This is a genomic window from candidate division TA06 bacterium, assembly GCA_016235665.1.
Lineage (GTDB): Bacteria > Edwardsbacteria > AC1 > AC1 > EtOH8 > UBA5202.
Genome location: JACRJI010000014.1, coordinates 102,902 through 114,829, shown reverse-complemented (window position 1 = coordinate 114,829; position 11,928 = coordinate 102,902). Strand labels below are relative to the sequence as shown.

Annotated in this window: 17 protein-coding genes and 1 tRNA gene; 2 read left to right on the top strand and 16 right to left on the bottom strand. The window is 41.6% G+C overall.

The window, feature by feature from the left end:
* Nucleotides 1–126 precede the first annotated feature (126 nt).
* Nucleotides 127–474, top strand: coding sequence for a helix-turn-helix transcriptional regulator (locus HZA73_09430; GenBank protein MBI5806254.1), 348 nt, complete (start codon nucleotides 127–129; stop codon nucleotides 472–474).
* Nucleotides 475–563: 89 nt separating this feature from the next.
* Here HZA73_09430 and HZA73_09425 read toward each other — a convergent pair whose 3' ends face one another.
* The 3 genes from HZA73_09425 to HZA73_09415 are packed head-to-tail and all read right to left on the bottom strand — an operon-like array spanning nucleotide 564 to nucleotide 2,775.
* Nucleotides 564–1,130 carry a porin family protein gene (locus HZA73_09425; GenBank protein ID MBI5806253.1) on the bottom strand — a complete coding sequence of 189 codons (567 nt, stop codon included), beginning with the start codon at nucleotides 1,128–1,130 and terminating at the stop codon, nucleotides 564–566.
* 26 nt (nucleotides 1,131–1,156) lie between these two features.
* Nucleotides 1,157–1,783, bottom strand: a complete 627-nt coding sequence (locus tag HZA73_09420; protein ID MBI5806252.1) for an outer membrane beta-barrel protein — start codon at nucleotides 1,781–1,783, stop codon at nucleotides 1,157–1,159.
* Between the two features lie 11 nt (nucleotides 1,784–1,794).
* A complete protein-coding gene (locus tag HZA73_09415; GenBank protein MBI5806251.1) occupies nucleotides 1,795–2,775 on the bottom strand; it encodes a hypothetical protein in 981 nt (326 codons plus the stop codon).
* Nucleotides 2,776–2,923: 148 nt separating this feature from the next.
* On the opposite strand from HZA73_09415, the gene HZA73_09410 reads away from it, so the two are divergent.
* On the top strand, nucleotides 2,924–3,268 hold the full coding sequence (locus tag HZA73_09410) for a helix-turn-helix transcriptional regulator (GenBank protein MBI5806250.1): 345 nt from the start codon (nucleotides 2,924–2,926) through the stop codon (nucleotides 3,266–3,268).
* Nucleotides 3,269–3,383: 115 nt separating this feature from the next.
* Here HZA73_09410 and HZA73_09405 read toward each other — a convergent pair whose 3' ends face one another.
* The 13 genes from HZA73_09405 to HZA73_09345 all read right to left on the bottom strand — a co-directional run bounded on the left by HZA73_09405 (nucleotide 3,384) and on the right by HZA73_09345 (nucleotide 11,850).
* Nucleotides 3,384–3,695 (bottom strand): hypothetical protein, encoded by a 312-nt coding sequence (locus HZA73_09405; protein ID MBI5806249.1) that lies wholly within the window; start codon nucleotides 3,693–3,695, stop codon nucleotides 3,384–3,386.
* Nucleotides 3,696–3,813: 118 nt separating this feature from the next.
* The gene (locus HZA73_09400; protein ID MBI5806248.1) at nucleotides 3,814–7,548 is read right to left on the bottom strand and encodes a PAS domain S-box protein; all 3,735 of its coding nucleotides are present in this window, start codon (nucleotides 7,546–7,548) and stop codon (nucleotides 3,814–3,816) included.
* Nucleotides 7,549–7,625: 77 nt separating this feature from the next.
* Nucleotides 7,626–8,033, bottom strand: coding sequence for a hemerythrin family protein (locus HZA73_09395; protein MBI5806247.1), 408 nt, complete (start codon nucleotides 8,031–8,033; stop codon nucleotides 7,626–7,628).
* 3 nt (nucleotides 8,034–8,036) lie between these two features.
* Nucleotides 8,037–8,333, bottom strand: a complete 297-nt coding sequence (locus HZA73_09390) for a hypothetical protein (protein MBI5806246.1) — start codon at nucleotides 8,331–8,333, stop codon at nucleotides 8,037–8,039.
* Nucleotides 8,334–8,427: 94 nt separating this feature from the next.
* Entirely contained in the window at nucleotides 8,428–8,691 is a 264-nt protein-coding gene (locus tag HZA73_09385) for a hypothetical protein (GenBank protein MBI5806245.1), read from the bottom strand.
* Nucleotides 8,692–8,819: 128 nt separating this feature from the next.
* A complete protein-coding gene (locus HZA73_09380; GenBank protein MBI5806244.1) occupies nucleotides 8,820–9,323 on the bottom strand; it encodes a hypothetical protein in 504 nt (167 codons plus the stop codon).
* A 96-nt stretch (nucleotides 9,324–9,419) separates the two neighbouring features.
* Nucleotides 9,420–9,620, bottom strand: a complete 201-nt coding sequence (locus tag HZA73_09375) for a winged helix-turn-helix domain-containing protein (protein ID MBI5806243.1) — start codon at nucleotides 9,618–9,620, stop codon at nucleotides 9,420–9,422.
* A 37-nt stretch (nucleotides 9,621–9,657) separates the two neighbouring features.
* A complete protein-coding gene (locus HZA73_09370) occupies nucleotides 9,658–10,032 on the bottom strand; it encodes a hypothetical protein (protein MBI5806242.1) in 375 nt (124 codons plus the stop codon).
* Nucleotides 10,033–10,050: 18 nt separating this feature from the next.
* The gene (locus tag HZA73_09365) at nucleotides 10,051–10,473 is read right to left on the bottom strand and encodes a hypothetical protein (GenBank protein ID MBI5806241.1); all 423 of its coding nucleotides are present in this window, start codon (nucleotides 10,471–10,473) and stop codon (nucleotides 10,051–10,053) included.
* 127 nt (nucleotides 10,474–10,600) lie between these two features.
* On the bottom strand, nucleotides 10,601–10,903 hold the full coding sequence (locus HZA73_09360; protein MBI5806240.1) for a hypothetical protein: 303 nt from the start codon (nucleotides 10,901–10,903) through the stop codon (nucleotides 10,601–10,603).
* Nucleotides 10,903–11,094, bottom strand: coding sequence for a hypothetical protein (locus HZA73_09355; GenBank protein MBI5806239.1), 192 nt, complete (start codon nucleotides 11,092–11,094; stop codon nucleotides 10,903–10,905). Before HZA73_09355 ends, HZA73_09360 begins: the two co-directional genes overlap by 1 nt.
* A 33-nt stretch (nucleotides 11,095–11,127) precedes the next feature.
* A complete protein-coding gene (locus HZA73_09350; protein ID MBI5806238.1) occupies nucleotides 11,128–11,496 on the bottom strand; it encodes a hypothetical protein in 369 nt (122 codons plus the stop codon).
* A 276-nt stretch (nucleotides 11,497–11,772) separates the two neighbouring features.
* A tRNA-Ala gene (locus tag HZA73_09345) sits at nucleotides 11,773–11,850 on the bottom strand.
* Nucleotides 11,851–11,928 lie beyond the last annotated feature (78 nt).

Sequence of the window (11,928 nt, the reverse complement as noted above, 5' to 3'; positions counted from 1 at the left end):
GTTCCTGGAAGGGACTTCACGCCGATGTCTTTACTTTCTTTGATTCCTATATTATAATACTATAATTCTTACAACAATGTCAAGAACATATATCCATTATTTATTATTTTACAGGAGAAACCTAAAATGTCCACTTTCATGAAACAAATAAGTTCCCAAATACGCCGAATACGCAAGGAACAGGGCCTTACTCAAACCATGTTAGCTGAGAAGTCCGGGTTAAATTTTCGTTATATCGGCTTTATAGAGCAGGGCCGGATCAGCACTTCCGTAAAAACCATAGAAAAGATAACCAAAGCCCTTGGCATTGAAATGTGCGACTTATGTGCTGGCGCAAAGGTTAAGAAAAAGAAACGTACGCCTAAAGAGCCAACCGCAAAAGAACAGGCAATAGAACGTGTTTCAAAGCAATTGAGGAAATCAAATATTAAGAGAATTAGAACATTTGAGAAAATTCTGCGTTTACTGAAATAGCCCTTATAGGATCACATTGACTTGTCATACTTCTTTTTATTTTAATAAAGCCCCCTTTCGGGGGCTTTTGTTATTATGTTTATTTACCGTTACTTCAAAAGATATTTTATCCCCACGCCGATCTCAATATTCTTGAAGCTTTCCTCACACCAGTCTGACGGCCAAGATATGATGCTGTATTTCCCTGAAAGATCAAAATTCACATTACTGTTTAATGGGAACTCCAAACCGGCGCCAAAGCCAAAGCCGAGATCCTGATGACTATATGATTGCTCCCCACGTTCCATCCAGGACCACATATTAAGCCCAAGGTCAGCTAAAAAGTAGGGGTAGACGGATGAACCACTACCCAGACGAAATTTGACCCCTGCCATAAGCGGTATATTGGATAGATACTCATCATTCTCCGTCGTGCCCCATCTGATATAACCGGCTCTGGCCAACACTATAGTATTTTGACTCACACAATGCTCGTAGCCTAATGTAAATCCCATCCCGCTTTTTATAGCATCGTATGAATCATCTCCTCCCTGGGGCAGATATATCCCCAGGTTGGCTGATATCCCGTCGCTGTTCCCTGCAGCAAACCCAACCAATGGAATGAACAGCAATGCAAAAGCCAATAACACCATTATTATTCCTTTGATCTTACCCATTATTTGTCTACTTTAATTGATTATTGTTAAAACCTGATACCGGCGCTTAGCGTCAGTCCGCCCATATCTACAGTTTCCCCGGCCAACCCGCCTTCGCCCGACGCTGAGGCAATTGAATATTTAATTTCTGCAACCAGTTTTGATTTATCGCCTATCTTGCTTTCTATTCCTCCCAGAACCTGAAAACCAATTTCTGTCTTCGAGGCAGAGCCGAACCTGTCATCACCATAGATAACAGCTTTAAGCTCCTCGTTGGCAAGATAGAAACCCATGCCCCCGCCGATATACGGTCGGACTACGGCATCTTTATTTCCTAATTTGTAATACACGTTGCAGGTTATGGGTATGAATGTGATCTTGCAGGAAGCATCTCGCGCAATTGCAGTATCGGAGGTCTCCACGGTATCTCCGTTGATGATAAATACAGGCGTTCCTGACTTGCGGAAATAATCGAGGGAAACTCCAAATCCGACATTATTTGCCCTCCAGAAAACGCCATCCAAACCAAAAGTAAGCCCGCCTGATCCGTATATTTCTTTAATGGATTTTTCAGCAGGCACAAAATAGCCCATTTTAGCTCCGATATCCCCTCGGGCGACATTACAGCAGACAATCGCGCCAATGATAATCAAAATAGGTATTCTATTTTTCATGGCTGCTCTCCTTATTTAATCACCTTAACATCATCGAACCAAACAGTTCCTTCCTGGGCTGTCAGATCAAGATTGTCTAATTGATCTTCTTCGGCTATGGCCGTCAGTGTCTCATATCCTTTTGAAACGCCATTAATCCAGTAGCTGATTTTTACCTGGGTGGATGAAGGTCTTTCATAAAGAATACGTACTGTATACCAAGTCAGCGTTGAGTAGCTCGAATCTAAAATATTTGAAGCCCCGCTCCTTATAGAACCATCACCCATAAAACTAATTAATACTCTTGACGGGTTTACCCAACTTGTCCCTTGTCTTAGGCCAATATAAGCTCTGTCGGGGTGGCAACCGGAAAGCGCGTCATTACCGTTTCTGACTTTAACCTCTATTTCATAGGGCGCAACTACCGTTAGTGGCCGGTATGACAATGCACCCCAACAACTGCCAATAACGCCAAATAACCTTATTGATTTTGCTCCGCTATTAAACACAGAATTATCCACATAGTTCGCCGTGCTGTCTGTTCCATTCCCATCTGCGGTCCAATTGGACGGCCAACTGTTCGCGACATAGGTTTCAAACCCATCTTCCCAGACTACGCTTGGCGGGGCAGCAACGGTTGTAAAAGAACTTGCCGACGACCAGCTTGATGTTCCGTAGCTGTTTGTTGCATTGACCCGCCAGTAATAGGTCGTAGAATTTACTAAACTACTTGCCGAATAGCTTGTGCTTGTTAAACTGGCTTGGTTAATAGTTATGTTTGAAGCAAAGGTATTGTCCGTCGAAGCTTGCAGGGAATAGCTGGTTGCTCCGCTGGCTGCGTTCCAGGTCAGGGTTGGGGAGATACTTGTTCCCGTTGCTCCGTTTGCCGGGCTGGAAAGGGTCGGGGCGCTTGGCGCTGTCCCGGTTTCTGTTTCTGTCGGAGTTTCGTTTTTGCTGCACCCGACGAGGACCAGGGCAATTGACAGCGACAAAGCAAGAAGAAGGCGTTTCATGGTAATGCTCCTTATGTTTGATTTTATGGTTTATTTTGAAGAATAATATCATAATAATAACTAATTGTCAATATATTATCCATAATATTAATATTTTCTTTACTTTTAGTCAATAGCTTTGTTGTTGATTTGATGTTAAATTAGGCCTATGAATATACTTTTAATAATTGGAAAAAGAATAAAAGCGTTACGTAAAGACGCTAAATATACTCAGGCCGACTTAGCTGAAATTACTGGTTTGAGTGATAATTACATTGCCCTGTTAGAATGTGGCCATAGATCCCCCTCTATTGAAACACTCGACAAAATATCTAAAGCTTTGAATGTGCATATCAGTAGTTTTTTCATTTTCGACCAAGAGAAAAGTACCGAATATACACATAAACAATTATTAGAAAAACTGATTAAAACATGCAAAGAACAGGACACCGACGATATTGACCTTGCTCTTAAGATTATTGATTTAGTAAGGGAAAAGAAAATCAAAAAATAAATTAATGCTTATGTAAACGTAAAAAGCCGTTCCTGAAAAGGAACGGCTTTTTATATATTATATCGTTTTATCTCGAGATATTATATTGCGAACGATTTGATCAAATTTATCGTTGTTAGTTTTTCATTATAAGTTCCAGTTTTTCATCTAACAGGCCGGCGAGGAATTCGGGTATAAAAGAGGGTGTTATAAGCCAGGTAACGTAAAGCTTATTCTTGCCCTTTAGCTCAGCTATGTATTGATCCAATATGGAACGGATATGTCCCCGGCCCGTTCTAATCACCCGGTAACTCTCTTTACTAGCATAATTACTATTAAACATTTTAAAAACCACGCAAATACCATTTAAACCCTCAAAACAAGTGTCATAAACATCAATATCCTCGATATTACGCCAATTTCCGTTTTTGTCCTTGGACCAAGCCATAATTCTCGTGCCTCCTAATAAATGAAAACATAATCGGCCTTCCAATACATGAAATGCGCCGGAAAATTATGGCATTTCTTACATAGCCTTGGAGAACCGGCCGGCCATTTCTGTAGAATCATTCCCCTTCGATAGCTTTCTTGATTTTTGCCGATAGTTCCGTCACGCGGTAAGGTTTTCCTATAAAATCTATGACGCCAAGTTTTAACATTTCATGTGTTTCTCCGCTCGCACTGAAACCGGAGGATATTAATACCTTTACCGACGGGTTTATTCTTTTTAATTCAAGGAAAGCGTCCATTCCGTTCATCACCGGCATGATCATATCCATTATAACGAGGTTTATTTCCTTGCCATTGTCAGCATAGTAACTTACAGCTTCTGCCCCATCCCGGCAAGTGTGCACTTCATAGCCTAGATAAACAAGCAAGTTTTCGGCCATTTTCCGGATCATCTCTTCGTCGTCAACCAGCAATATCCTTCCATGACCAGATTCTGCAGATATCGTTATATCCTTTTCAGTTTCCACCAATACCTCGGCTTGAGCCAGCGGTAGATAAATGTTAAAAGTTGCCCCTTCACCAAGTTTGCTTTCAACCTCGATTACACCTAAATGGCTCATAACCGTTCCGTACACGCTGGCCAGACCCAACCCTGTTCCTTTTCCGGAGTCCTTAGTGGTAAAGAATGGTTCAAATATGCGGCGTTTGGTTCCTTCATCCATCCCGCACCCGGTGTCAGAAACGGATACCAGCATATATTTTCCTGGTTCTATGGAATAACCGCGACCGACTATAAAACCGGCATCCAGCAATTTTTCCTGGGTAGAGTAAGTCAGCACTCCACCCTTTGGCATGGCATCCCTGGCATTAACCCCAAGATTTAATAACATATTTTCCAATTGGGAGGGATCCCCGACGACCACTGGCCGGGGAGCTCCAAAATTCCATTTTACCATTATCCGGCGATCTATGGTCTTTCCTAAAATATTACATGTATCTGTTATCAGTTTATGGATGTCAACAGGTTGCCGGATCATTTGGCCCTTTCTTGCAAAGGTCAATAGTTGGCGGGTAAGAGAAGCGGCATGCTCAGCAGCATTAGCAATGTTGTTAACATACCCTGATAGTTCTTTATCTCTTAATAGTTTTATAGTCAGAAGTTCAGCGTTGCCAATGATCCCAGCCAACATATTATTGAAGTCATGAGCCACTCCTCCCGCCAAAAGACCAATGGCCTCTATTTTCTGTGAGTGGCGCAACTCCTCCTCGATACTTTTCCGGCGGCTGATATCTCTTACAAAAACCAATGCGCCTGATTCATTCTTGTATACAAATGGCACCGCAGATACTTCCACATCCACCAGTGTTCCGTCTAATCTTACATGCCTATACTCTACCAGAGGAACCGCTTTGCGTTCCTGAATCAGGGTTCTATCCCTCTCACCCGCCAATTCACGGCAATCAGGATGGATCCGTTCAGATACAGCTGTACCCAACAACTGACCTGCCTTATCCGCTGCATAGAGGCGGAGACAGGCAGTATTGGCATATTTAAATTTCCCGTCAATTTGAATATAGATGGCATCTGGAGCGTTTTCAAATAATAGCCGGAACTGTTCAACACTTTGGTAAAGTGCTTCTTGATTCTTTACCAGTTCCTCCAGTTGCTGTTTCAGCTCTTCCTCAGCTGCTTTCAATTCTTGCTCGGCCGCCATCAGTTCTTCGTTGTTGGCCATCAATTGTTGCCTTTGCGCCTGAATTTCCATTTGATGTTTTTTACGGCTTAAAGCGATCCCAATACTGGAGCCTATGCCTTCTAAATATTCTATAAATTCCCGGGTAAATTTGTTTTTTGTGCGATCATTCAACTGCAACAGCCCTATTATATCGTCTTCGGATTTTAAAGGAATTAACGCCACCGACTCGTAACCCATCTTATTACAATAATTGCGTGTATGCGTTTGGCGGTCGGCATCGTTAGTCGAAGCAAGCAATTCTGAAGTATAATTGCTCCAAAAACTGCCTCCTGGGGTAAAAAATGATTTCGTCGGATCGGTGCGTCCTTTTATTATATTGCCGCACATACACTCCAAAAAAGGTTTGCCGTCCGGACCCGTCACCAAATCACCTTGGATGGTACGGGCGCATAAGCTTCGTTCTTTTTCAACAAATTCTTTGGGAAAGCCGTTTGTCATGTAATACGGGTAATCGCCATTATCTTTTAGCCGGATAGCCAAGGCCTCGCAGCCGGTAATGGGTTTTATTGTATCAAGTATATCTTCAACAATTTGATGGGATTCCTCGGCTCGATTCAATAATTGCAATATTTCCACCGTTAGCTTTTGTTCAAGTTCTGCTCGTTTTCGCAACGTTATGTCCACAGATAGAATAAATATACCTTCGGGCACCGGCAATATGCTTAAAGCAAACCACCCCTTGGTTCCATCGGAAAAAACAAATTCATTTTCCATAATACAGGAGACGGCATCTTCCATGCAGCGGCGTTCGGCGGCATACACCCCGGTAGTTTCTATGCCCGGCCACATATCGGCCATAACATTACCCAACATTTCGGCTTTTGGTTTGCGGTTGTGTCTTTCGGCAGCATCGTTAATATACACATACCGCCAATTGCGATCTACTATCTGACATCCCTCTTGCATATTGTCAAGCGTTGAGTGGTATCTCTCTTCGCTTTTTTGCAATTGAGCATATTGCTGTTGGAGTTCCTCCTCGGCTGTTCTGAGTTCTTGCTCAGAAGCGGTCAGCTCCTCAACTGAAGCTTCCAATTCCTGATTGCTCTCGATAAGCTTCTGATTGGCCTCCTGAAGTTGCATTTCAGCCGTCATAATGGACCTTAAGTAATGATGCCGGCGACGATACCAAACCATACCCATCGCTCCAGTGACCGCAATTGAAAGAATAACGGCCAGTAAGGCAATGATCGTAAACAAACTTTTTATTGGCGCATACACTTCATCAGAGTCCACCTTGGCTACCATATACCAGTTTGTACCAGATATTTTTCTAATGGCGGCCAGTACCGGCATGCCTCGGTAATCTCGTCCCTCTACTGTCCCTGTTTTTCCTGTTACCGCCATCACCGCCGGAAGTTCTTTTTTCGATAACGGCTCTCGCATTTTCAGGGCAGTACCCTTTTTATGACGAACATCGTTCATAAAAAGCACCGAATCTCCATCTCGTTCTATCAATAAAGTCTCGGAAGTCCGGCTGGAGGTTGGCCAATTGTTGATGAAGGGATAGAAATACGTCTTTGGATCAACCCTCAAAAGCATCACCCCCACTTTTTTACGTCCGAGGTTTATCGGCGCGATAAAATCCAAGTGGGGGTGTTTGGCTACGGGACAAAAGTAAATATCACTGGTAACAATCTGTCTGGTATTGAGCGCTTGGCGGGTAAGGCCATTTACCCTCGGACCGGTATGTTTACTGGTGTCATTGGCAGCCATCATCACCGTGCCATCTGGCTTAAGCAGCAAAATGGCGCTATATTGTTTGTACCTCATTAAAGACCCTATGCGAGTGGCCACAGCTTCCTTCAAAGAGCCATCCGCGGGATTTGCAAACCAACGGAACGCAGTCTCCGCAAAGGAGCGGCTGTCGGCAATGCCCCAGGCATTATTCATCCTCTCCTGGTACCAATTTTCTATCATGAAGCATTTGAGATCAGCTACCATTGCCAGATTCTGCTTCTGAGCTTCGGCTATTGTTTTGGCCTGTCGTCGGTAAAAATACATTGATCCTAAAACAATCGCAAGAAGAATCACCGACAAAATAACAAGCAATACTATCAATTCCCGAGTAGCGCGTTTCTCAGCTTTTGCTCTCATGCAATATTCCCCTATTCCGATATGGTTTTATGCGGCCCCAAAGACTGTTCTTTGTCACTATACAATGCTTACAAATGTTAAATGACACCCTTGTCTTTCAAAAACGGCACGTACTTTTTATCGGTTTCTAAAATATGTTTGGACAGCCATTCCCGCAAAAAGAGCATGGTTTCTATGCTGGCGGTAAGCTGCCCCTTTTCATGTTTTTCCTTTAACCCGTTTATTGTCTTTGCAAACTCATTATGTTCTTGCAGGTGTTGTATGGTATCAGGATACTGGTAACGTTCAAATAAATCTTTTTCAGTTTTGAAATGATAGGCGGCATAGTTCGTCATTTCCGTTAACACCTGGTCAAGCACTGATTTTCCATGGCCCACCTTCATGGCCGTATACAGACTATTAATGAGTCCGATAAGTTTTTTGTGTTGATCATCGATTGTCTGGATGTTCACGCTTAATTCATCGGTCCATTGCATTTGTGGCATTTTTTATTCCTCCGTTATTTTCAAGTTACAAAGATATTCCCTTGACTTTAAAATGGCCTCGTCGGGGTCAACCTCGACATTGCTAACGGTTATCCAGCCAGACTTACGACGGTGTTTGTGGCAGTAACGGTAACCGCCCATCGGATTTATAACCTTAACAACAATATTGTTTTCATCAAATTTGAACAATACTGCTGGAACAATTTCCGGTTCAGGCAAACACTGGCTTCTGGTGCTTGGCATTTCGCCCAACACAAAACCTAATTTTTCTTCACTTTCGGTAAGCGCTGTTGCATACATATTTACTGCTCTCTAAGAATTGTTTTCAATGAATAATGGTTTGTTGCTTGCCGCGGAGTCTATTGGCTACGTTTACCGGCGAGAGAAGCATTGCTCAATAGATAAAAACATAGTCGGCCTTCGCATCGTCCTGGCCGATAGCCTCTTTCATGCCCTTTTGCAGAAAATGTTCTTTGATTTTTAGGGCAATAACCGGATCCCCGGCCTTCCAATACATGAAATGCGCAGGGTAATTGTGGAATTTCTTACATAGCCTTGGAGAACCAGTAACGCCAATATTCCAAACACCGTGGCTTACCACGTTAGCATTTTTTATCCGTTTCTCTATTTCCTTTTCAATATCTTCGTCGTTGGGCATCATATTCCTCCGGTTGGTATATAGTTGATAAATTATAGTTATTCGTGATCTGCTGATATTCAGAGCCAGGTTGTTTTTGGATTCTCTTACTATGTAGTACTGCCAAGTTGCAATCATCCAATAATGAATCAGCTTCCTCTCCCCAATTTCGCTTTCAAAAGCTCTATCGGGTATTTATATGATAAATATTTAAATGGTAGTTTTATCATCTTTGCCTCTACTGCATCTAAATTAGTGTTTCCGTTTTTCAAGGATCGCCTCATCGTATAGTCGTAATGGTAAATAAGATTATTAATTGATCCAAGTATTCTTTTGTTGGTGTTTTTTGCAATGGCTATTTGGCAATACTCTTCATGGATCATATTTATTTTTTCAAATGGCGTGCCTGCTCGATACAAGGCGTCCACCAACCCAGAGAGAAATTCTGTTTTAATATTATCAGCTTTAACATTCTTGGATGTAAATGAGAATAGAGTGTCGTTGTTTACAAAAAGATAAATGGTTTGATCGCCAAAAAGAAAATAGGTAACGGTCCAGTCACCAAGAATAGACGGTGTCTGCTCTGGCTCGTCTGGAGAAATTGATAATCCCAAATGGTCGGCAAGCTTTCTAGTGCAGTTAAGCGAGCGCATGTTTTATTTTCATATTATATTTACCTTAATATTGCTATATTACCGACCAATTCGAAAATTACGGCCGGAGCGTAGATAATGCCAGTCCAATAATCCTTATTTCAGGAAAACAATGACTTGTTGCTTGCTTTGGGTAAATTTCACCTTGTCTTCCCGAGCCAGCCAACCCAACGCCAGATAAAGTTGCTTGTCGTCCAACTTGGCCTGCTTTTTCAGAGCGCTGAGGTTTTGCTCATCCTTGGTGTTTAGCATTTTCCACAAAACGCCTGCATTTTGACCTATGATCGGAGTCCACATTTTGGTTCCCTCCTTCATATTATGGTTTGATACCGGCTTATGCCGGTTTATCCAATATGGCGTCGGCTTCCTCTATCGAAAAAGCCGTATTGGCGACGGGATAACCTTGAATAGGGTTTTCAAACTGCTTTTTAGCCTCGAGGCCGGTTTGGGGAACTACACGAATTATACGCCTGACACCGAGATACCCCAAGAAAGCTTGGGCTCGTTTGATCTCCGCGGCACCCTTAAAGCCTGTTGGTTGCATTTCGGAAATATCGTTGACGACAAAAAACCCCGACTGTAGTTTCTTTGCTTCTTCAATGGTTTTATCGGCGGCGATTTTGGCCATGTCGTCGGGGATGGAACCTTTCAAAATCAGATATAACCGGTTTTTGACGGGATCCACCCAGACTTTATAACTTGGTTCCATATTTTTATTCCTTATTTATTAAATGTTGTTTTCAATCTTTAATCTTTCCTTCAGCATTTCTACCGGTTGTTTATAGGATAAATGTTTAAACGGCACTTTCAGCATTTTGCTTTCGACCTCGCTCATATTGACCGTGTCGAAACTTCTGTGTTGGCTCATGGTGTACTGATATAGAGAGACCAGGTTGTTCATCGAGCCTAAGATGCGCCGGTCGGTGTTTTTCGCGAATACAATATTTTTATTTTCTTTGGTAATCTTGCCGATTGATTCAAATGAAATCCCTGCCCTATGCAGTGCATCGGACACTCCCGACTTGAACTCATATTCTATATTTTTAAGATCAATGTCCTTGAGCACGAATGAAAACAAAGTAGCGTTGTTAACAAACAAATAAATTAGCCTGTCATCAAATATGAAATACGTGGCTGTCCAGTCTTCCATAAATGATTGTGATGGTTTGTTTATGCATTTATCCGGAGATATTCCCCATTGGGTGAGAAGTTTGTTGGTGCAGTAAAGAGTCATATTCTATTTATAGCCTTTAGTAGTATTAATGGGGTGTTTATTCTTATGTGCCTTCGTCGATATACGAAACATCTTTTATTCCCAATAACTGTTTAATTTTTATTCTATCGATAATTAAAAACGCATAACTACCTGCTACAAGATACATAGCATATTTAGCTGCTTCTTCAGAACAAAAACCCTCCGTGAAAACAAGAAAAGCAAAATGCGCTATTATTGATAAAGCCGATACAATAAGAATACTTGAGAGCACCCAACAAAGAAACCTATAAAACTTTAATTTATTCCAATCAGTTTTATTAATAGATTGTTTAATTGGAGGGAGCGGCTTGATCTTCTTAATCATCACTTCTCCTCCCATGTCAAAGGCTGACCGCAATTAGAACAAGCGTCAACACCCTTACTTACGGGATAATTACATCTAGGACATTTATAGTAAGAGCCTTTATTTTTTGCAAGTTCATTCAGCAGTAGCACCAATAAAGCACCCCCTGCTGCTATACCTAAAACTGTTAACCAACCTTCTTCTTTTGCCATAAAATACTCTACTTTATTTGTTTTATAATATCTTTATTTTTTCTTTCGGTGATCTGGAATTACCCAATATTGCTGCTGTATTGCCTCTAGTATTATCGCTACCAATAAATGAAGACCAGACTTTTTAATGCCAACTTTCCTGCTCTCTCGTCCTTGAATACCTTCTGAAGCTATCTTTATTGCGTAATTGAAAGCAATATTTTGTTCGCTCGCTGCTGGATATAAGCTAAAATCAAAGGTATCCGTTATCAATTTATCAAGATCTTCCAATAAAGCACCTCGTTCTATGCTGGTATAGATATCATCGAACGAGACACCATCACCAAATCCCCCTTCAATTGCTGAATTTACTTCAAACCCAACAAACGATAATGTGTTTAACCAAGGATATTTTGTAGACATGCGTTCCTCTCTTTAATAATTATCTTTGTTAACAATATACACCCCTTCTAAAATAAAATCAAGCACTATTTATTAATGAACAAAAAAGAAAAGCCCTTTAGCAGAATAGCTAAAGGGATCTATTTTACAGCAAAAAATTATTTGTGCCATATTTGTGCCACATCGGGGTCAAAAGTGGCAGTATTAGAACTAAACAAAGAAAATAGGCAAAAGAATCTAACAGTCAAGTAAGATGGTGTCAAACAAGATGTTATTTCATTTGCCTATGAAGAATGCTGGTGGACCTGAGGGGAATCGAACCCCTGACCTCCTGACTGCCAGTCAGGCGCGCTACCAAAACTGCGCTACAGGCCCGAGTGAAATCCAAACAGATTATAAGTTTACCAAAAAAACAAGCTTAAGTCAAGATGTAAATGAAGGATATGCGCATTA

Coding starts and splice junctions, on each gene's coding strand:
- HZA73_09420 (MBI5806252.1), bottom strand. CDS start 1,783: ATGAAAAATAGAATACCTATTTTGATTATCATTGGCGCGATTGTCTGC.
- HZA73_09390 (MBI5806246.1), bottom strand. CDS start 8,333: ATGTATGCAACAGCGCTTACCGAAAGTGAAGAAAAATTAGGTTTTGTG.
- HZA73_09395 (MBI5806247.1), bottom strand. CDS start 8,033: ATGCCACAAATGCAATGGACCGATGAATTAAGCGTGAACATCCAGACA.
- HZA73_09350 (MBI5806238.1), bottom strand. CDS start 11,496: ATGTCTACAAAATATCCTTGGTTAAACACATTATCGTTTGTTGGGTTT.
- HZA73_09365 (MBI5806241.1), bottom strand. CDS start 10,473: ATGGAAGACTGGACAGCCACGTATTTCATATTTGATGACAGGCTAATT.
- HZA73_09410 (MBI5806250.1), top strand. CDS start 2,924: ATGAATATACTTTTAATAATTGGAAAAAGAATAAAAGCGTTACGTAAA.
- HZA73_09375 (MBI5806243.1), bottom strand. CDS start 9,620: ATGTGGACTCCGATCATAGGTCAAAATGCAGGCGTTTTGTGGAAAATG.
- HZA73_09430 (MBI5806254.1), top strand. CDS start 127: ATGTCCACTTTCATGAAACAAATAAGTTCCCAAATACGCCGAATACGC.
- HZA73_09385 (MBI5806245.1), bottom strand. CDS start 8,691: ATGCCCAACGACGAAGATATTGAAAAGGAAATAGAGAAACGGATAAAA.
- HZA73_09360 (MBI5806240.1), bottom strand. CDS start 10,903: ATGATTAAGAAGATCAAGCCGCTCCCTCCAATTAAACAATCTATTAAT.
- HZA73_09400 (MBI5806248.1), bottom strand. CDS start 7,548: ATGAGAGCAAAAGCTGAGAAACGCGCTACTCGGGAATTGATAGTATTG.
- HZA73_09415 (MBI5806251.1), bottom strand. CDS start 2,775: ATGAAACGCCTTCTTCTTGCTTTGTCGCTGTCAATTGCCCTGGTCCTC.
- HZA73_09405 (MBI5806249.1), bottom strand. CDS start 3,695: ATGGCTTGGTCCAAGGACAAAAACGGAAATTGGCGTAATATCGAGGAT.
- HZA73_09380 (MBI5806244.1), bottom strand. CDS start 9,323: ATGCGCTCGCTTAACTGCACTAGAAAGCTTGCCGACCATTTGGGATTA.
- HZA73_09425 (MBI5806253.1), bottom strand. CDS start 1,130: ATGGGTAAGATCAAAGGAATAATAATGGTGTTATTGGCTTTTGCATTG.
- HZA73_09370 (MBI5806242.1), bottom strand. CDS start 10,032: ATGGAACCAAGTTATAAAGTCTGGGTGGATCCCGTCAAAAACCGGTTA.
- HZA73_09355 (MBI5806239.1), bottom strand. CDS start 11,094: ATGGCAAAAGAAGAAGGTTGGTTAACAGTTTTAGGTATAGCAGCAGGG.